The sequence below is a fragment of the Nocardioides carbamazepini genome, from assembly GCF_024614185.1.
In the GTDB taxonomy this organism is placed as follows: Bacteria; Actinomycetota; Actinomycetes; order Propionibacteriales; family Nocardioidaceae; genus Nocardioides; species Nocardioides carbamazepini.
Window position 1 is genome coordinate 181,841 of record NZ_JAHTLF010000008.1, and the last position, 19,164, is coordinate 201,004.

A 19,164-nucleotide genomic window follows, 5' to 3' on the forward strand; every position below is an offset into this window, starting at 1 on the left:
GGCCCATGACCACCATCGACGAGATCACGGACTTCATGCGGGCTCACATGGGTGCGCTCAACGAGCGGATGGGCATCGAGCTCGTGGAGGTCACCGCCGACCGCGTGGTCGCCACGATGCCCGTCGAGGGCAACACCCAGCCCTACGGCCTGCTCCACGGCGGCGCGTCGGTCGTCCTCGCCGAGACCCTCGGCTCGGTCGCGGCGGCGATCCACGCCGGTCCGGACCGGTTCGCCGTCGGCACCGACATCAACGCGACCCACCACCGCTCGGCCACCTCCGGCGTGGTCACCGGCGTCGCGACGCCGTTGCACCGCGGCCGGACCATGGCCAGCTTCGAGATCGTCGTCAGTGACGACGCCGGGCGCCGGGTGTGCACCTCCCGGATCACCTGCGCGCTCCTGGAACGAGACCCGGCGAAGAAGTAGTCGGCGAGAGGTAGCGGTTCAGGCCTGCTCGGGCTCGGGCAGCGCCAGCCGCTCGGTCCGCGCCCGGCGCAGCGAGCGCCGCGCGGCGAGCACCCGGTTGCGGCTGCCGTCGACGCCCGTCTGCTGGCGCTGCGGGGACACCCGGCTGCGCAGCAGGGCGGTCGGGGCGATCCGGTACATCACGACCGGAGCCAGACCAAGCCGTGCCATGAACCGGTTGGACTCGCGGGACGAGTGCGGAACGGCCGTGACCACGTGCAGGATGCCGTTCTCCTCCGCGAACGCGGTCGCCGCCTCCACCAGCGCGTGCCCGACGCCGTGCCGTCGGCAGTGGTCGAAGACGCGCGGGTGCATCGACTGGACGCAGGGCTCGAGGTTGAGCGGCGAGAGCGTGGTGATCCGCAGATAGACGGCACCGGCGACCTGGCCGTCGTACTCGACCACGACGAGGCGCTGCTCCGGCGAAGCGGCGGCGCCCTTGATGATCAGCTCGAGGTCGACGACCTGCTCGGCCGGATCGGCGCGACGCACAGCGTCGTTCCACAGCTCGGCCAGGACGACGGCGTCGTCACGGGTGGCGACGCGCGTCGTCAGCGAATAGCGACTCATCCGGCCCTGCCTCTCCTCGACCCCCGAACGGAGACCGCACGGCGGCGGGCGGTCCGGACGCACACACTACGCCCGCCGGCTCCCCGCCGACAGGGGGCTGCCCCGATCTCCCCCGAGCCGGCCGGGAAGCCGCTGGTGACGGTCAGGTCACGATCCTGGAACAACCCGACCCGTCGCCCCACGGGGTTCTCGTCAAGGTGCGTGATCGGGCCTACAGTGCCGGGATGCAGAAGTCGCGCCTCACCGCCATCACCCTGACGGCACTCGCCACCTTCGCGCTCAGTGCCTGCGGCTCCGACGACAGCGGCACCTCCGCGAGCGGTGCCGACCTGGTCAAGAAGGACACACTCACCGTCTGCTCCGACGTGCCCTATCCGCCTTTCGAGGACTTCGACAAGTCCAGCGACAGCGGCTTCAAGGGCTTCGACGTCGACATCGTCTCGGACATCGCCGAGCGGCTCGACCTCGACATCGCCATCAAGGACTCGTCGTTCGACGCGCTGCAGAGCGGCCAGGCCCTCAACGCCAAGCAGTGCGACCTCGCGGCATCGGCCATGACCATCACCGACGACCGCAAGAAGAACCTCGACTTCTCCGACGGCTACTACGACTCCCAGCAGTCCCTTCTCGTCCCGGCCGACAGCGACATCGCCGCGATCGCCGACCTCAAGGGCGTCAAGGTGGGCGTGCAGCAGGGCACCACCGGCAAGACCTACGCCGAGGAGAACGCCACCGGCGCCGAGATCGTCTCGTTCCCGAGTGACGCCGAGATGTTCCAGGCGATCAAGGCCGGCCAGGTCCAGGCGCTGCTGCAGGACCTCCCCGTCAACCTCGACCACACCACCGACGGCACCTTCGAGGTCGTCGAGACCTATGAGACCGACGAGCAGTACGGCTTCGCCATCAAGAAGGGCAACACCCAGCTCGTCGACGACGTCAACGGCGCGCTGGAGGAGATGCGCGGCGACGGCAGCTACGACGAGATCTACAACAGGTACTTCTCGACCGAGAACTGATCCGCCCACGCGGCCGAAGCAGTCGAGACAGGGCAGTCGAGACAGGGGGGATCGTGGGGGTGACTCGCAGGCAACGCGCGCTCCTGGTCCAGGGGGCGCTGTACGCCGTCCTCGCGGCGGCCGTCGTCGCGCTGGCGCTGGTGGCCGACTGGCCCGTCATCAAGGAGAACTTCTGGAACTCCGGGGGCATCAGCTGGGCTGACGGCAACTGGGGCGACCTGATCACCATCGGCATAGTGAACACGGTCAAGTACACCGCGATCGCGTTCGCGGGCGGCCTGGCCCTGGGGCTGGTGCTCGCGCTGATGCGCCTCTCCCCGGTCGCGCCCTATCGCTGGCTGGCCACGGCGTACATCGAGTTCTTCCGCGGGCTCCCGGCGCTGGTCGTCATGATCTTCATGTCGACCGGCCTGCCGATCGCCTTCGGTTGGACACCCCCGGGCGGCACCGTCGGCGCCGGCCTGATCGGCCTGGTCATGGTGGCCGGCGCCTACATGGCCGAGACGCTGCGAGCCGGCATCCAGGCCGTTCCGAAGGGCCAGACCGAGGCGGCCCGGTCACTCGGCATGCGACCAGGTGCGACCACGGTCAAGGTCGTGCTCCCCCAGGCGTTCCGGATCGTCATCCCGCCGCTGACCAACGAGTTCGTGCTGCTGATCAAGGACACGGCTCTGCTGTTCCTGCTCGGCGCGGCGGCCAGCGAACGCGAGCTGACCTCGGTGGCGAAGGACTTCTTGACCTCCGGCCCGTCCGCGGGCACGGCCACCAGCCTGATCCAGGCTGCCCTGCTCTACCTCGCCATCACGCTGCCGCTCACCCAACTCGTCGCCTGGCTGGAGCGCCGCCAGAGGAAGGCCGTCCGATGACCGCGTCCGCCATCGAGGTGCGGGGCCTGCACAAGCACTACGGCCACCACGAGGTCCTCAAGGGCATCGACTTCCACGTCGGTGCCGGCCAGGTCGTCTGCGTGATCGGTCCGTCCGGGTCGGGCAAGTCGACGCTGCTGCGCTGCGTCAACCGGCTCGAGGAGCCGTCCGCCGGCGAGATCCTGATCGAGGGGGTCGACATCTGCGACCGCCGTACCGACCTCGACGAGGTGCGCTCGCGGATCGGCATGGTGTTCCAGCAGTTCAACCTGTTCCCGCACCTCTCGGTCCTGCGGAACCTCACCCTCGCCCAGCGCAGCGTGCGTCGGCGCAGCAGGGAGGAGGCGGTCGAGGTCGCCCGTCGCAACCTCGCCAAGGTCGGCCTCTCCGAGAAGGAGTCGGCCTATCCGGCGCATCTGTCCGGCGGCCAGCAGCAGCGGGTCGCGATCGCGCGCGCCCTGTCGATGAACCCCGACATGATGCTGTTCGACGAGCCCACCAGCGCGCTCGACCCCGAGCTCGTCGGCGACGTGCTCGCCGTGATGAAGGAGCTTGCCCAAGAGGGCATGACGATGATGGTCGTGACCCACGAGATGGGGTTCGCCCGCGAGGTCGGCGACAAGCTCGTCTTCATGGACGACGGTGTCGTCGTCGAGGAGGGCCGCCCGGCCGAGGTGCTGTCGAACCCCCGGCACGAGCGGACCCAGTCGTTCCTCTCGAAGGTGCTGTAGAACTTCTGTCGTCGTCTTGCCGCCATGCCAAGGCAGGGCCTACCGGCGGCAACCGCGAGCGGAAGCCGTCAGCTCAGACGTCGCCGCCGAGGTAGGCGGCCTTGACCGCCGGGTCGACCGCGAGGTCCGCACCCTTGCCGGAGCGGACGATCTCGCCGGTCTCCAGGATGTGGGCCTCGTGCGAGCGCTTGAGCGCCTGGGCCGCGTTCTGCTCCACGAGCAGCACCGTGGTGCCCTGCTGGTTGATCTCCGTGATGATGGTGAAGATCTGCTGGATCAGCTTCGGCGCCAGGCCCATGGACGGCTCGTCGAGCAGCAGCAGCCGCGGCCGCGACATCAGCGCCCGGCCGATGGCCAGCATCTGCTGCTCGCCACCGGACATGGTGCCGGAGATCTGGTCGATCCGCTCCCGCAGCCGGGGGAACAGGGTGAGCACCCGCTCCATGTCCTCGCGATAGGCCGCGGACTTGCGGTCGTTGCGGGTGAACGCACCCATCTCCAGGTTCTCCCGCACGGTCATGCCGATGAAGCAGCGCCGCCCCTCCGGCGACTGCCCGATCCCCAGCTTGACCCGGTCGTAGGGCTCCACGGACGTGATGTCCTTGCCCTCGAAGCGGACGGCACCGGCCCGCACCTTGCGCAGGCCCGAGATGGTCTTCAGCGTCGTCGTCTTCCCGGCGCCGTTGGCGCCGATCAGGGTCGTGACGGTCCCCTCCGGAACGCTGAAGCTGATGTCACGGATCGCCTCGATGTGCCCGTAGTTGACACAGAGACCCTCGACCTCAAGAAGCATCTTCTTCGTCCACTCCCAGGTAGGCGGCGATGACCGCCGGATTGTCACGGATCTCGCTGGGACTGCCCTCGGCGATCTTGCGGCCGAACTCCAGGACGACGATCCGGTCGGTGACGCCCATGACGAGCTTCATGTCGTGCTCGATGAGCAGCACGGTGAAGCCGCGGTCGCGGACCCGGCGGATCAGGTTCATCAGCTCGACCTTCTCGGCCGGGTTGAACCCGGCTGCCGGCTCGTCGAGGCAGATGAGCTTCGGGTTGGTCGCCATGGCCCGCGCGATCTCCAGGCGCCGCTGGTCGCCGTACGACAGGTTGGCGGCGAGCTCGTCGGCCTTGCGGTCGATGCCCATGAACCTGAGCAGATCCATCGCTCGGTCGTGACCGTCCTGCTCCTCGCGCCGGTGCTTCGGCAGCCGGAACAGGGCCGAGATCATCCCCGTGGCGTGCTGGGCATCGGCGCCGACGAGCACGTTCTCCAGCGCCGTCATGGTCGGGAAGAGCCGGATGTTCTGGAAGGTGCGCGCAATCCCCTGCTGGGTGATCTTGTGCTTCTTCAGTCCGACGATCGAGCTCCCCTGGAAGACGATGCCGCCGCTGGTGGGCCGGTAGACGCCCGTGACCGCGTTGAAGCAGGTCGTCTTGCCGGCGCCGTTCGGCCCGATCAGGCCGAGGATCTCGCCCTCGTCGATGCGGAAGGTGACGTCGTCCAGCGCGGTGAGCCCGCCGAACTTCAAGGTGAGGTTCTGGACCTCGAGAACCGCCTCAGACACGGGCACTCTCCTCTCCGCCGGCGCCTTCTTCGAGCTCTTCCAGCTCCTGTTCCAGATGTTTGGCGCGCACGGTGCGGCGCGGGGGGAACAGGCCCTCCGGGCGCAGCGTGGCGAGCAGCACGAGCGCCACGCCGAAGGCCAGCACCCGGAAGTCGTCGAAGTCCCGGAACCGTTGAGGCAGGTAGGCCACCAGGAACGCGCCGACCAGGACGCCCCAACGGTTGCCCTGCCCGCCGACCACGACAGCTGCGAGATAGAGGATCGAGAACAACAGCAGGAACGACTGCGGGTTGATGAAGCCCTGGCGACTGGCGTAGAGACCGCCGGCGAGACCTCCGATGAACGCGCCGGTCGCGAAGGCGAGCAGCTTGAACTTGAAGGTCGGGACGCCCATCAGCTCCGCGGCGTCCTCGTCCTCGCGAGTCGCCTCCCAGGCCCGGCCCACCCGGCTGTTCTTGATGAGGATGTCGGCGATCAGCACGACGATGACCGCCGTGAGCCCCATCCAGTAGTAGGGGATCTGGTCGAGGACGCCGAAGAACAGGAACGTCGTCTTGTCGTCGGAGTCGAGCAGCACCGTGCCGTCACCCCAGAACAGGTGCGGGATCTGGAACCAGCCCTCCTCGCCGCCGATGCCCGGTGGCTTGGCGATGTTCTTGATGCCGCGGGTGTCCCCGAGCCATTCGGTGTTGACCGCGACCAGCCGGATGATCTCGCCGAAGCCGAGCGTCACGATCGCGAGATAGTCGCCGCGCACGCGCAAGGTGGGAGCGCCCAGGATGATGCCCGAGACCATCGCTGCCACGACTCCGACCGGGATCGCCAGCAGCAGCGGCCAGCTCGCGTGGAACGAGGTGAGGATCGCCACGGTGTAGGCGCCGATGGCGTAGAACCCGACGTACCCGAGGTCGAGCAGTCCGGCGTACCCGACGACGATGTTGAGGCCGAGCGCCACCAGGCAGTAGATGCTGACGGTGAACAGGACGCCACCGAAGTCGACGCCGGGCGTCGAGATGATCGGCGGCTCGAGCAACGGAAGTGCGTACGCGAAGAGCGCGAGCAGCACCCAGATCAAGATCTTGACCGGCTTCGGCATGGCGGTGAACCTGTTCTTCATGCGCGTGCCTTTCCGAGCGACTCTCCGAGCAGGCCGGTGGGTCGGACGAGCAGGATGAGCACCAGCAGCACGAACGCGATCACGTCGCGCCACTCGGTGCCGAAGATGGCGGATCCCCAGTTCTCCGCCACGCCGAGGACCAGACCGCCCAGGAGAGCGCCGCGCAGGTTCCCGATGCCACCCAACACCGCCGCGGTGAAGGCCTTGACGCCGAGCAGGAAGCCGACGTCGTACCGGGTCGTCTCGATCTTCAGCATGTAGAGGAAGGCGGCGATACCGGCCATCAGGCCGCCGATGAGGAAGGTGAGCTGGATCGTCCGGGTCGGGTTCACCCCCATCAATGCCGCGGTCTCGGGGTCCTGGGCCGTTGCCCGGATGCCCTTGCCGAGGCGAGAGCGGCGGACGAACTGGTCGAGGAGCACCATCATGCCCACCGCCGCGACGATGACGAGGACATCGATGCTCGAGATCGAGACACCCGCGACATCCCACCGCGGCTTCTCGATGACGCCGGCCATGCTGTTGTTGATGCGGGCACCGGAGACGTACTCGCTGAGGTCGTCGTCGAGCCTGAGCCAGCCGGCGATCCGGTCGCGCAGGCCCATCAGCTCGGCGAGCACGAAGGACGCACCGATGGCCGAGATGAGCGCGATCAGGCGCGGCGCGTCACGCTTGATGAGCGGCCGGTAGGCCACCCGCTCAAGCACCAACGCAATGAGCGCCGAGACGAGCATCGCTGCGAAGAGCGCGGCGATCATGATGGCGATCAGCTTGATCCCGTCCGCCTCCCGCCCGCCGAGCGCCATGACCGTCCACAGCATCGCGAAGGTGCCGTACATGAACACCTCGGAGTGCGCGAAGTTGATGAGCTGCAGCACGCCGTAGACCATCGTGTAGCCGAGGGCGATCAGCGCGTAGATGGCACCGAACGCGAGCCCGGTGATGGTGAGCTCGGGAAGGTTGTTGAAGAAGAACTCGAAGTTCAAGGCTCTTGGCCCCCCAGTCTTGGACAGGGGACGCGGCCGGGGCCCGAGTCCCCGGCCGCGTCGCCAGTCAGGTCGGACGGATCAGCCGTTGGTCACTTGATCTCGCCCTCGGGAACGATCGCCCCGTCCTTCACGGTGTAGGCGTAGACATGCACGTCGGCCGGCTCGCCCTTGTCGTCGAACTTCAGCTGCTTGGTGATGCCCGCCTCGTCGTAGTCGTTGACGAAGGTGAGCATGTCCTCGCGGTTGTCGATCCCGTCCTCGATGCCGGCGAGGAAGATGCTCGCGGCGTCGTACGACTCAGCGGCGTAGGTGCCCGGCGCCTCGCCGAACTCCTCCTCGTAGTCCGCGGCGAAGGTCGCCACGGCGGGGTCGGTGTCGGGGATGCAGGGGCAGGTGATGATGGTGCCTTCGGCAGCGTCGCCAGCGTCGAGGAACGCCGGGTCCTTGACACCGTCGGCGACGATGAACTTGCCGTCGAAGCCGCCGTCACGGAGCTGGCCGATGAGGATGGTCGCCTCCGCGTAGTAGCCACCGAAGAAGACAGCATCCGGCTTCGCGTCGGTCACCTTGGTGACGGTCGCCGAGAAGTCGGTCTGCTTCTGCTGGATGGTGTCGGTGCCGGTGACCGCGTCGCCCAGGTCACCTTCGACGATGCCGGCCAGGCCGGCGCCGTACTCCGAGGCGTCGTCGATGACGAAGACGGAGGCGGCCTGCAGCGTGTCCTTGATGTAGCGCGCGGCAGCCGGGCCCTGGGTCGCGTCGTTGCCGAGCGCGCGGTGGAAGGTGTCCCAGTCGTTGTCGGCGAGGGTCGGGTTGGTGGCGGACGGTGTGATGGTCGGGAGACCCGCCTCGGCGAAGGTGTCGCCGGCCGCGGCGGACTCGCCGGAGAACGCCGGCCCGACGATGCCGATGACGTTCTCGTCGCCCGCGGCCTCGGTCGCGAGCGCCGGTGCCTCGTCGGGGCTGCCCTGCGAGTCGTACTTGACCAGCTCGACCTGGCAGTCGGCATCGTCGTTGTGCTGGTCCACGGCCAGCTGGGCGCCCTGGATGATCGGCTTGCCGAGGCCGGCCGCGTCACCGGTCTCGGGCCCGAAGAAGGCGATCTTCAGGTCGCAGGCGGCGTCCCCACCGCCACCGCTGCTTCCGCTGTCCTTGTCGTCCGTCGTGCCGCATGCCGTCAGGCTCAGACCGAGTGCCAGCGCCGCAGCACCGGCCGCGAATACGTTGTTACGCCTCAAGACAGTCCCGCTTCCTTGTTCGAGCCGGCCGGCGGCGGTCGCCGCCCACCGGAGGTGTCCTGCCGCGGGAACCTACACCGGCACTGCGGCCCGGGGAAGCAACTCAGTGGTCCAGGTCACAAATCATGACGAATCTGTTACCTAGACGACTCGAACGTCGGACGATTTACGCCGAACTCAGGATGCGGGGCTTCCCGGGACGCCATGGGTGACGATGCCGTCGGCGACCTCGCGCATGGACATGCGCAGGTCCATGGCGGTCTTCTGGATCCAGCGGAACGCCTCGCCCTCGGACAGCGACAGCTGCTCCTGGAGGACGCCCTTGGCCCGGTCGACCGCCTTGCGGGTCTCGAGACGCTCGGTGAGGTCGCTGACCTCGCTCTCGAGCTGCCGGATCTCGGCGAACCGGCTCACGGCCATCTCGATCGCCGGCACCAGGTCGGACTGCGAGAAGGGCTTGACGAGGTATGACATCGCTCCCGCCTCCCGCGCCCGCTCGACCAGGTCCCGCTGGGAGAACGCCGTGAGCATCACCACCGGCGCGATCCGCTGGCCGGCGATGGCCTCCGCGGCCGCGATCCCGTCGAGCACCGGCATCTTGACGTCGAGAATGACCAGGTCGGGCCGCAGCTCCTCGGCGAGCTCGATCGCCTTCTGCCCGTCCCCCGCCTGTCCGACGACGTCGTACCCCTCCTCGGCCAGCATCTCGGCGAGGTCCATCCGGATCAGGGTCTCGTCCTCGGCGATGACCACGGTGCGGGGCTGCGACGGTGCGGGCGGCTCGGTCGGGACGGTCTCGGTCACGGAGCCAGGTTATCGGCCGGGCGGTGTGGGACGTCGGGTGCGTCTCGGCTACCGTTTCTCCTGACCCAGCCGGGTTGGCGGAATCGGTATACGCGGCGCCCTCAAAAGGCGTTGTCCGAAAGGGCATGTGGGTTCGAGTCCCACACTCGGCACCTCGCCCGACGTCATTGTGTCGTGGGCTCAGGTGAGCATGCCGCATGGTTCACGTCCGGCCCACCGAGATCGTCGAGAGTGCGCTCCGCGACTCGGATGCCGGGATGGCAGACGCCGACAACGCAGCCAAGCACGGCGTCGCGGTCAAGACGATCCGGCGCTGGCGACGCCTCTACCAGCGTCGGGGCCTGGTTCGCGGGCAGGAACACACGTCAGTGCCGTGCCCTCGCTGCACCGACGCGGTTCTCGACCAGGAGGCCTACGCCGAACTCCTCGGCTGGTACCTCGGCGACGGCCACATCTCCCGAGGTCGCGGCGCCGTGTGGAACCTGCATGTCTACAACGACGTGAAGTACGTTGCCAACAACGACCGCCTCATCGAGCTGATGAGGCGGGTGAAGCCCGGTGGCCGGCCGCACACGAGGATGGCACCCGGCTGCGTCATCACGACGGTCTCCTGGCGGCACTGGCCGTGTCTCTTTCCCCAGCACGGCCCGGGTCGCAAGCACGAACGGCCCATCGTCCTCGAGGACTGGCAGCGGACCGTCGTCGAGTCGCATCCCGGCCCGTTCCTGCGGGGTCTCTTCCACTCGGACGGGTGCCGGGTCAACAACTGGACGCGGCGCATCGTCGCCGGCGAGCCGAAGGTCTACCGCTATCCGCGCTGGCAGTTCTGCAACGCCTCCACCGACATCCGCCCGGTACGACATGTCCGGCGGCGCTGAGGGACGCTCCGTGCGTGCGATGGCAAGGCGGAGGAGGGAGGCGGCCTTTGAGCGAAGCGGGCCGTCGACCGACGACAACGCAGCCAGCGTGCGTGCGGAGCGTTCCTCAGCGCCGTCGGTAGGCCGGCGCGACCTCGTTGATCGCATCGCCGATCCGGTGCACCCGCAGGGCGTTGGTGGAGCCGGGGATGCCGGGCGGGCTGCCGGCCACGATGACGACGCGGTCGCCCTCCTTGACCCGGCCGATCTTGAGCAGCTCCTCGTCGACCTGGCGGACCATCTCGTCGGTGTGCTCGACGGTGGAGGTCTTGAAGGCCTCGACGCCCCAGCTCACGGCGAGCTGCGAGCGGGCGCGGGCCTCCGGGGTGAAGGCGAGGACCGGGATGGGGCTGCGCAGCCGCGACAGGCGGCGGGCGGAGTCACCGGACTGGGTGAACGCGACGACGTACTTCGCGCCGACCCGCTGGGCAACCTCCTCGGCCGCCTTGGTGATCACGCCGGAGGTGGTGTGGGGGTCCCACTCGATGCGCCCGAAGCGGCTGAAGCTCTCGTCGACGAGGGCGTGCGCCTCGGTCGCGGCGATGATCCGGGCCATCGTCTCGACCGTGTGCACGGGGTGCTCCCCGACACTGGTCTCGCCGGAGAGCATCACCGCGTCGGCGCCGTCGAGCACGGCGTTGGCGACATCGCTCGCCTCGGCGCGCGTCGGGGCGGGATTGGTGACCATCGACTCGAGCATCTGGGTCGCGACGATGACGGGCTTGGCGTTGCTGCGCGCCGCGACGATCACCTTCTTCTGCAGGAAGGGGACCTCCTCCAGGGGGCACTCCACGCCGAGGTCGCCGCGAGCGACCATGAACGCGTCGAAGGCATCGATGACCTCGTCGAGGTTCTCGATGGCCTGGGGCTTCTCGATCTTGGCGATCACGGGGACGAGGATCCCCTCCTCGCGCATGATCGTCCGCACGTCCTCCGCGTCGGCGGCGCTGCGCACGAAGCTGAGCGCGATGAAGTCGACGCCGAGCCGCAGCGCGAACCTCAGGTCCTCGGTGTCCTTGCCGGAGAGCGCCGGGACGGACACGGCGACACCGGGCAGGTTGATGCCCTTGTGGTTGCTGACCTTGCCGCCGACCAGCACCTCGGTGACGACGTCGGTGTCGGTCACCTCGGTCACGCGCAGCCGGATCTTGCCGTCGTCGATGAGGATCGGGTCCCCCGGGGCGACATCGCCCGGCAGCCCCTTGTAGGTCGTGCCGCAGACCTGCGCGTCGCCCGCGACGTCGCGCGTCGTGATCGTCCACTGCTGGCCGCGGGCCAGGGCGACCGGGCCGTCGGGGAAGGTCTCGAGGCGGATCTTGGGGCCCTGCAGGTCGGCGAGGATGCCGACGCCGTGGCCGGAGGCGTCCGACGCCTCACGGACGAGGCGGTAGGCCTCGGCGTGCTGCTCGTGGCTGCCGTGACTCATGTTGAGCCGGGCGACGTCCATGCCGGCGTACACCAGCTCGCGGATCCTCCGCTCCGAGCTGGTGGCCGGACCCAGGGTGCACACGATCTTGGCTCTTCGCACGACCCCCAGCCTATCGGGCAATTGGAACGTCACAACGCCGACCCGTCGCGTTTGAACGCGACGGGTCGGCGTCTCAGGACCGTTCAGATGCGACGGGTCGGTCAGACGACCAGCGGCCGGGCGGTCGGCGGGATCGGCGCGGGCAGCTGGGTGCTGCCGGTCAGGTGCTTGTCCACCCCGGCGGCGGCCGCGCGGCCCTCGGCGATCGCCCACACGATGAGCGACTGGCCACGGCCGGCGTCGCCGGCCACGAACACGCCGTCCACGTTGGTGGCGTAGTCGTCGTCGCGCTTGATGTTGCCGCGCTCGTCGAGCTCGACACCGAGCTGCTCGACGACGCCCTGCTGCTCAGGACCGACGAAGCCCATCGCGAAGAGCACCAGGTCGGCCGGGATCTCCCACTCGGTGCCCTCGTGCTCGACCAGCTTGCCGCCCTCGAAGGAGACCTCGACCAGGCGCAGCGCCCGGACGTTGCCGTCCTCGTCGCCGAGGAACTCCTTGGTCGACACGGCGTAGACGCGCTCGCCACCCTCCTCGTGCGCGGAGGACACCCGATAGATCATCGGGTACGTCGGCCACGGCTGCCCGTCCGGACGCTCCTCGGTCGGCTGGGGCATGATCTCCAGCTGCGTGATCGAGGCCGCGCCCTGGCGGGTCGAGGTGCCGAGGCAGTCGGCACCGGTGTCGCCGCCGCCGATGATGACGACGTGCTTGCCGTCGGCCCGGATCTGCTCCGAGCCGTCCGTGGTCGCCGGCAGGCCCAGCGCGACCCGGTTGGCCTGCGGGAGGAAGTCCATCGCCTGGTGGATGCCGGCGAGCTCCCGGCCAGGGACGGGCAGGTCGCGCGGGACCGTGGAGCCGATCGCGAGGACGACGGCGTCGAACCGGTCCCTGAGCGCCGCACCGGTCAGCTTGCCCGTGCCGACCTCGACGCCGGAGCGGAAGACCGTCCCCTCGCGCCGCATCTGGTCGAGCCGGCGCTCGAGGTGCTTCTTCTCCATCTTGAACTCGGGGATGCCGTACCGAAGCAGGCCACCGGGCTGGTCGGCCCGCTCGTAGACGGCCACGGTGTGGCCGGCGCGGGTGAGCTGCTGGGCGGCGGCCAGGCCCGCGGGGCCCGAGCCGACGACGGCCACGGTCTTGCCGCTCAGCCACTCGGGCGGCTGCGGCCGGACGAAACCCGAGTCGTAGGCCCGGTCGATGATCGAGACCTCGATGTTCTTGATCGTCACCGCCGGCTGGTTGATGCCGAGGACGCACGCCGTCTCGCAGGGAGCCGGGCAGAGGCGACCGGTGAACTCCGGGAAGTTGTTGGTCGCATGCAGGCGCTCGATGGCACCGTCCCAGTCGTCGCGCCAGACCAGGTCGTTCCACTCCGGGATGATGTTGCCCAGCGGGCAGCCGGAGTGGCAGAACGGGATCCCGCAGTCCATGCAGCGGCTGGCCTGGACGTTGATGATCGGCAGCAGCGCGCGGCCCATCCCGCCCGGGTAGACCTCGTCCCAGTCGCCCACCCGCTCCTCGACCGGGCGACGGGCCGCGACCTCGCGGGTGTTCTTCAAGAACCCTCGGGGGTCAGCCATGAAGCACCTCCATCACTCGTGCGGCGGCGGCATCGGCATCGAGGCCCTCGGCCTCGGCCTCGGCCTGGACCGCCAGGACCTTCGCATAGTCGCGCGGCATGACCTCGGTGAACCGCGGCAGTGCGGCAGCCCAGTCGGCGAGCAGCGCCTCGGCGACCTCCGAGCCGGTCTCCTCGAAGTGCGAGCGGACGATCTGCTCCAGCTCCGCGGCGTACGCCTCGGAGACGGGACGCAGGTCGACGAGCTCGGCGTTGACCCGGAAGTCCTTGAGGTCCAGGACCCAGGCGATGCCGCCCGACATGCCGGCCGCGAAGTTGCGGCCCGTCCTGCCCAGGACGACCACGCGACCACCGGTCATGTACTCGCAGCCGTGGTCGCCGACACCCTCGGTCACGACGGTCGCGCCCGAGTTGCGCACGCAGCACCGCTCGCCGACGCCACCGCGGATGAAGATCTCACCCGAGGTCGCGCCGTAGGCGATCGTGTTGCCGGCGATGATGTGCTCCTCGGCGCGGAAGGTCGCACTCCGGTCGGGCCGGATCGCGATCCGGCCACCGGAGAGTCCCTTGCCGACGTAGTCGTTGGCGTCGCCCTCGAGCCGCAGCGTGATGCCCCGGGGCACGAACGCTCCGAGCGACTGACCCGCGGAGCCGACGAACGTCAGGTCGATCGTCCCGTCGGGCAGACCCGCGCCGCCGTACTTCTTCGTCACCTCGTGCCCGAGGATCGTGCCGACGGTCCGGTTGACGTTGCGGATCGACAGCTGGGCCCGCACCGGCTCGCCGGACTCGATGGCCGGCGCCGCGATCGGCAGGATCTCGGTGACGTCGAGCGACTTCTCCAGTCCGTGCTCCTGGCCGCCCGTGTTGCGCACGTCCTGGTCGGGGAAGTGCGTGTCCGCGACCTCGACCTTGTGCAGGATCGGCGCGAGGTCGAGCCCCTGCGCCTTCCAGTAGCGCTCCGCGTCAGCGGTCTCGAGCGCCTCGACCTGGCCGACGGCCTCCTCGATCGAGCGGAAGCCCAGCTCCGCCAGCAGCTCGCGGACCTCCTCGGCGATGAACTCGAAGAAGTTGACGACGTACTCGGCCTTGCCGCTGAACCGCGAGCGCAGCGTCGGGTTCTGCGTCGCCACGCCCACCGGGCAGGTGTCGAGGTGACAGACCCGCATCAGGATGCAGCCGGACACGACCAGCGGAGCCGTCGCGAAGCCGAACTCCTCGGCGCCGAGCAGCGCGGCGATCACGACGTCGCGACCGGTCTTGAGCTGACCGTCGGTCTGGACGACGATCCGGTCGCGCAGTCCGTTGAGCAGCAGGGTCTGCTGGGTCTCGGCCAGGCCGAGCTCCCAGGGGCCGCCGGCGTGCTTGAGCGACGTCAGCGGGGACGCACCCGTGCCACCGTCGTGACCGGACACCAGGACGACGTCCGCGTGCGCCTTGGACACGCCGGCGGCGACCGTGCCGACGCCGACCTCGGAGACCAGCTTCACGTGGACGCGGGCCGACGGGTTGGCGTTCTTGAGGTCGTGGATCAGCTGCGCCAGGTCCTCGATCGAGTAGATGTCGTGGTGCGGCGGCGGGCTGATCAGGCCCACGCCCGGCGTGGAGTGCCGGGTCTTGGCGACCCACGGGTAGACCTTGTTGCCGGGCAGCTGGCCGCCCTCACCGGGCTTCGCGCCCTGCGCCATCTTGATCTGGATGTCGTCGGCGTTGGTGAGGTACTCGCTCGTGACGCCGAAGCGTCCCGAGGCGACCTGCTTGATCGAGCTGCGGCGCTCGGGGTCGTGCAGCCGGTCCGGGTCCTCGCCGCCCTCACCGGTGTTGGACTTCGCGCCCAGCCGGTTCATGGCGATGGCCAGCGTCTCGTGCGCCTCGCGCGAGATCGAGCCGTAGGACATGGCACCGGTCGAGAAGCGCTTGACGATCTCCGACACCGGCTCGACCTCGTCGATGGGGACCGGGGTGCGGCCGGACGCGCCGGCGTCCTTGAACCGGAACAGGCCGCGCAGCGTCATCAGCCGCTCGGACTGGTCGTCGACGGCCTTCGTGTACTGCTTGAAGATGTCGTAGCGACCGGTCCGCGTCGAGTGCTGCAGACGGAACACCGTGTCGGGGTTGAACAGGTGCGGCTCGCCCTCGCGGCGCCACTGGTACTCGCCACCGATCTCGAGCTCGCGGTGCGCGGCGGGGATGCCGCTGACCGGGTAGGCCACGTCGTGGCGCATCTTGACCTCGCGGGCGATCTCGTCGATGCCGATGCCGCCGAGCTTCGAGGTCGTGCCGGTGAAGTAGCGGTCGATGACCTCCTGGGAGAGGCCGACGCACTCGAAGATCTGCGCACCGGTGTACGACGCCACCGTGCTCACGCCCATCTTGGACATTACCTTCACCACGCCCTTGCCGAGCGCCTTGATCAGGTTCTTGACGGCCTGCTCCGGCTCGGTCTTGACGTAGTAGCCCTCGCGGGCGAGGTCCTCGACCGTCTCCATGGCGAGGTAGGGGTTCACCGCGGCCGCGCCGAAGCCGACGAGCAGGGCGACGTGGTGGACCTCGCGGACGTCGCCGGCCTCGACCAGGAGACCGACCTGGGTCCGGGTCTTCTCCCGCACCAGGTGGTGGTGCACGGCGGCGGTCAGCAGCAGCGACGGGATCGGGGCGTTGAACTGGTCGGCGTGACGGTCGGAGAGCACGATGATCCGTGCCCCGCCGGCGATCGCGTCGGAGACCTCCTGACAGATCTCCTCGATCCGCCTGACCATCGCGGCGCCGCCCTCCTCGACCTGGTAGAGCCCGCGCGAGACGTGGGTGATGAAGCCCGGGTGGTCGCCCTCGCGGTTGATGTGCCGGATCTTGGCCAGGTCGTCGTTGGAGATGACGGGGAACGGGAGCACGACCTGGCGACAGGACGCCGGGGTCGGCTCGAGCAGGTTGGCCTCGGGGCCGATGGAGCCGTAGAGCGAGGTGACGAGCTCCTCGCGGATGGCGTCCAAGGGCGGGTTGGTCACCTGGGCGAACAGCTGGCTGAAGTAGTCGAAGATCAACCGCGGCTTCTCGCTCAGGGCCGCGATGGGCGAGTCCGTGCCCATCGAGCCGAGCGGCTCGCCACCCGTGTTGGCCATCGGGGTGAGCAGGACCCGCAGCTCCTCCTCGGTGTAGCCGAAGATCTGCTGACGACGGGTGACCGAGGCGTGGGTGTGCACGATGTGCTCGCGCTCGGGGATGTCGTCGAGCTCGACCAGACCGGCGTGCAGCCACTCGCCGTACGGGTGCTCGGCGGCGAGCTGGTCCTTGATCTCCTCGTCCTCGATGATCCGGTGCTCCTCGGTGTCGACCAGGAACATCCGACCCGGCTGGAGGCGGCCCTTGCGGACCACCGTGGCCGGGTCGAGGTCGAGCACGCCGACCTCGGAGGCGAGGACGACGAGGCCGTCGTCGGTGACCCAGAAGCGGGACGGGCGCAGGCCGTTGCGGTCGAGGACCGCGCCGATCTGGGTGCCGTCGGTGAAGACCACGCAGGCCGGGCCGTCCCACGGCTCCATCATCGTGGAGTGGAAGCGGTAGAAGTCGCGCCGCTGGTCGTCCATCTCGGCGTGGTTCTCCCACGCCTCGGGGATCATCATCAGCACCGCGTGCGGCAGGGTGCGGCCGCCCATGTGGAGCAGCTCGAGCACCTCGTCGAACGACGCCGAGTCCGAGGCGCCCGGGGTGCAGATCGGGAACAGCCGGTCGAGGTCACCCGGGATGTCGGCCGAGGACAGCAGGGCCTCGCGGGCCCGCATCCAGTTGCGGTTGCCCATGACCGTGTTGATCTCGCCGTTGTGGGCGATGAACCGGAACGGGTGCGACAGCGGCCAGCTCGGGAAGGTGTTGGTCGAGAACCGCGAGTGGACGACGGCGAGGGCGGAGGCCATCCGCTGGTCGACCAGGTCGGGGAAGAAGCGGTCGAGCTGGTCGGTCGTCAGCATGCCCTTGTAGGCGAGCGTGCGCGAGGACAGCGACGGGAAGTAGACGTCGGTCTCGTGCTCGGCGCGCTTGCGCAGGCAGAAGGCGAGCCGCTCGAGGGCCATGCCGTCCGCGCTGTCCTTGTTCAGCGGGCCGCCGGGGGCCTGCACGAAGAGCTGGGTGAACGTCGGCATGACGCTGCGCGCCATGGTGCCGAGGATCGTGGGGTCGACCGGGACCTCGCGCCAGCCGAGGACGCTCAGGCCCTCCTCGGCCGCGATCTCCTCGATCCGGCCGCGGGTCTTGGCGACCTGCTCCTCGTCACCGGGGACGAAGGCGGTGCCGACCGCGTAGCCGCCCGCGGCGGGCAGGGTGAAGCCCGCCTCGGCCGCGACGTCGCGCAGGAAGGCGTCCGGGACCTGCATCAGGATTCCGGCGCCGTCACCGGAGTTGATCTCCGCCCCGGCGGCACCGCGGTGGTCGAGGTTGCGCAGCGCGGTCAGGGCCTTGGCCACGATGTCGTGGCTGGCCTCGCCCGTCAGCGTCGCAACGAAGGCGACACCGCAGGCGTCCTTCTCATGGCGAGGGTCGTAGAGACCCTGCGGCGGCGGGAACTTGTGGAGATAAGGCATGGGAAGCCTCCCGTCGACTACGTCTGTGCTCGCGCTGCTCGCCGACGGGGGCGGGCTGGCGTTCAGGACCACAGAAGGTGGGGCGCAAGGGACAGCGTTGGCCCACGCGGCGGAGCGCCCAGGTTACTACAGCGTTAACCGCCTGTGCTCAATCGTCGCTCGCCGTGGACGCATCATGGGTCACATCGTCCCCGTCGTGCTCGGTGTCCTCGACCTCCTCGGCCTCCCCGCCGTCCCCATCGGCCTCGACCGGCGCAGTGCGCCCGTCGGCGTACACGCTCTCCTCCCGGCCCGGCCGGTTCCTCGCCGACCAGACGTAGAAGGCGGCGGCGAGGACGAACAGCACGATCGAGGTCCACACGTTGAACCTCAGGCCGAGGACGTCGTTGAGCTGCACGTCATCGATGCGGATGTACTCGATCCAGCCGCGGCCGAGGGTGTAGGCCATCACGTAGACCGCCATCACCCGGCCGTGGCCCAGCCTACGGTCCTTGTCTTTTCGGGAGCGGTCGAGCCAGATGATGAGCGCGAAGGCGGCGAGGTTCCACAGGCACTCGTAGAGGAAGGTCGGGTGGAAGGTCACGAACTCCGGCGGGATGCCGCCGTTCGCGGCCAGGGCGTCCCGGTACTCGGCGCTGGCCTGGTAGGCGCTGCTGAAGTGGTCGCTGTCGATCTTCAGACCCCAGGGCAGGTCCGTCGGCCGGCCGTACAGCTCCTGGTTGAACCAGTTGCCCCAGCGTCCGATCGCCTGCGCGACGAGCACGCCCGGCGCGAGCGCGTCGAGGAGCGGCAGCAGCCTGATCCCCTTGCGTCGGGCACCGATCCAGGCACCGACCGCGCCCAGCGCGACACCGCCCCAGATGCCGAGCCCGCCGTGCCAGACGTAGAGGGCCTCGACGGGACTGCCGTCGGCCCCGAAGTAGTTCTTCCAGTCGGTGGCGACGTGGTAGAGACGGGCACCGACGAGACCGAAGGGCACCGCCCAGATGGCGACGTCCTGGACCTCCCCGATCGTGCCGCCGCGCGCCTGCCAGCGCTTCTCGCCGATCCAGATCGCCACGACGATGCCGAGGATGATGCACAGGGCGTAGCCGCGCAGCGGGAACGGCCCGAGGTTCCACACTCCCTCGGACGGGCTCGGGATGCTGGCGGTGATGAGGCCGGCAGTCATGGATTCGGGAAGCACGGCGACTCCTCGTGGTC

16 protein-coding genes and 1 tRNA gene are annotated in these 19,164 nt (G+C 69.1%); 6 read left to right on the forward strand and 11 right to left on the reverse strand.

Going from position 1 to position 19,164, the window contains the following annotated elements; translation table 11 throughout:
* Positions 1-5: 5 nt before the first annotated feature.
* Positions 6-428, forward strand: a complete 423-nt coding sequence (locus KVF89_RS03385) for a hotdog fold thioesterase (protein ID WP_257423361.1) — start codon at positions 6-8, stop codon at positions 426-428.
* An 18-nt stretch (positions 429-446) separates the two neighbouring features.
* Here KVF89_RS03385 and KVF89_RS03390 read toward each other — a convergent pair whose 3' ends face one another.
* Positions 447-1,037, reverse strand: coding sequence for a GNAT family N-acetyltransferase (locus KVF89_RS03390; RefSeq protein WP_257423363.1), 591 nt, complete (start codon positions 1,035-1,037; stop codon positions 447-449).
* 224 nt (positions 1,038-1,261) lie between these two features.
* Here KVF89_RS03390 and KVF89_RS03395 point away from each other — a divergent pair, with 224 nt between their 5' ends.
* From KVF89_RS03395 to KVF89_RS03405, 3 genes are read left to right on the forward strand one after another with little or no spacing between them, the layout of a single operon-like run.
* Positions 1,262-2,053 carry an ABC transporter substrate-binding protein gene (locus KVF89_RS03395; RefSeq protein ID WP_257423365.1) on the forward strand — a complete coding sequence of 264 codons (792 nt, stop codon included), beginning with the start codon at positions 1,262-1,264 and terminating at the stop codon, positions 2,051-2,053.
* A gap of 59 nt (positions 2,054-2,112) precedes the next feature.
* On the forward strand, positions 2,113-2,919 hold the full coding sequence (locus tag KVF89_RS03400; RefSeq protein WP_257423366.1) for an amino acid ABC transporter permease: 807 nt from the start codon (positions 2,113-2,115) through the stop codon (positions 2,917-2,919).
* A complete protein-coding gene (locus KVF89_RS03405; RefSeq protein WP_257423368.1) occupies positions 2,916-3,650 on the forward strand; it encodes an amino acid ABC transporter ATP-binding protein in 735 nt (244 codons plus the stop codon). The genes KVF89_RS03400 and KVF89_RS03405 overlap by 4 nt, the downstream gene beginning before the upstream one ends.
* A gap of 73 nt (positions 3,651-3,723) precedes the next feature.
* Here the strand turns inward: KVF89_RS03405 and KVF89_RS03410 are convergent, their stop codons facing one another.
* The 6 genes from KVF89_RS03410 to KVF89_RS03435 form a co-directional block, all read right to left on the reverse strand.
* Positions 3,724-4,443, reverse strand: coding sequence for an ABC transporter ATP-binding protein (locus KVF89_RS03410; protein ID WP_257423369.1), 720 nt, complete (start codon positions 4,441-4,443; stop codon positions 3,724-3,726).
* Positions 4,433-5,212 carry an ABC transporter ATP-binding protein gene (locus tag KVF89_RS03415; RefSeq protein WP_257423370.1) on the reverse strand — a complete coding sequence of 260 codons (780 nt, stop codon included), beginning with the start codon at positions 5,210-5,212 and terminating at the stop codon, positions 4,433-4,435. Before KVF89_RS03415 ends, KVF89_RS03410 begins: the two co-directional genes overlap by 11 nt.
* Entirely contained in the window at positions 5,205-6,329 is a 1,125-nt protein-coding gene (locus tag KVF89_RS03420) for a branched-chain amino acid ABC transporter permease (protein ID WP_257423372.1), read from the reverse strand. The genes KVF89_RS03415 and KVF89_RS03420 overlap by 8 nt, the downstream gene beginning before the upstream one ends.
* Complete coding sequence (locus KVF89_RS03425; protein ID WP_257423374.1) at positions 6,326-7,315, reverse strand: branched-chain amino acid ABC transporter permease; 990 nt, start codon at positions 7,313-7,315, stop codon at positions 6,326-6,328. Before KVF89_RS03425 ends, KVF89_RS03420 begins: the two co-directional genes overlap by 4 nt.
* Before the next feature lie 92 nt (positions 7,316-7,407).
* Complete coding sequence (locus KVF89_RS03430; RefSeq protein WP_257423375.1) at positions 7,408-8,556, reverse strand: branched-chain amino acid ABC transporter substrate-binding protein; 1,149 nt, start codon at positions 8,554-8,556, stop codon at positions 7,408-7,410.
* A 177-nt stretch (positions 8,557-8,733) separates the two neighbouring features.
* The gene (locus KVF89_RS03435; RefSeq protein WP_257423376.1) at positions 8,734-9,360 is read right to left on the reverse strand and encodes an ANTAR domain-containing response regulator; all 627 of its coding nucleotides are present in this window, start codon (positions 9,358-9,360) and stop codon (positions 8,734-8,736) included.
* Between the two features lie 68 nt (positions 9,361-9,428).
* Between KVF89_RS03435 and KVF89_RS03440 the strand changes: the two genes are divergently transcribed.
* Together KVF89_RS03440 and KVF89_RS03445 are read left to right on the forward strand one after the other, a co-directional pair.
* Positions 9,429-9,512, forward strand: a tRNA-Leu gene (locus KVF89_RS03440).
* A 45-nt stretch (positions 9,513-9,557) separates the two neighbouring features.
* Positions 9,558-10,238 (forward strand): transcriptional regulator, encoded by a 681-nt coding sequence (locus KVF89_RS03445; protein WP_257423378.1) that lies wholly within the window; start codon positions 9,558-9,560, stop codon positions 10,236-10,238.
* Between the two features lie 106 nt (positions 10,239-10,344).
* Here the strand turns inward: KVF89_RS03445 and pyk are convergent, their stop codons facing one another.
* The 4 genes from pyk to lgt form a co-directional block, all read right to left on the reverse strand.
* On the reverse strand, positions 10,345-11,805 hold the full coding sequence (gene pyk, locus KVF89_RS03450) for a pyruvate kinase (RefSeq protein ID WP_257423380.1): 1,461 nt from the start codon (positions 11,803-11,805) through the stop codon (positions 10,345-10,347).
* A gap of 101 nt (positions 11,806-11,906) precedes the next feature.
* A complete protein-coding gene (locus KVF89_RS03455; protein ID WP_257423383.1) occupies positions 11,907-13,388 on the reverse strand; it encodes a glutamate synthase subunit beta in 1,482 nt (493 codons plus the stop codon).
* A complete protein-coding gene (gene gltB / locus KVF89_RS03460; RefSeq protein WP_257423384.1) occupies positions 13,381-17,961 on the reverse strand; it encodes a glutamate synthase large subunit in 4,581 nt (1,526 codons plus the stop codon). The genes KVF89_RS03455 and gltB overlap by 8 nt, the downstream gene beginning before the upstream one ends.
* Before the next feature lie 148 nt (positions 17,962-18,109).
* On the reverse strand, positions 18,110-19,147 hold the full coding sequence (gene lgt, locus KVF89_RS03465) for a prolipoprotein diacylglyceryl transferase (protein ID WP_257423387.1): 1,038 nt from the start codon (positions 19,145-19,147) through the stop codon (positions 18,110-18,112).
* Positions 19,148-19,164 lie beyond the last annotated feature (17 nt).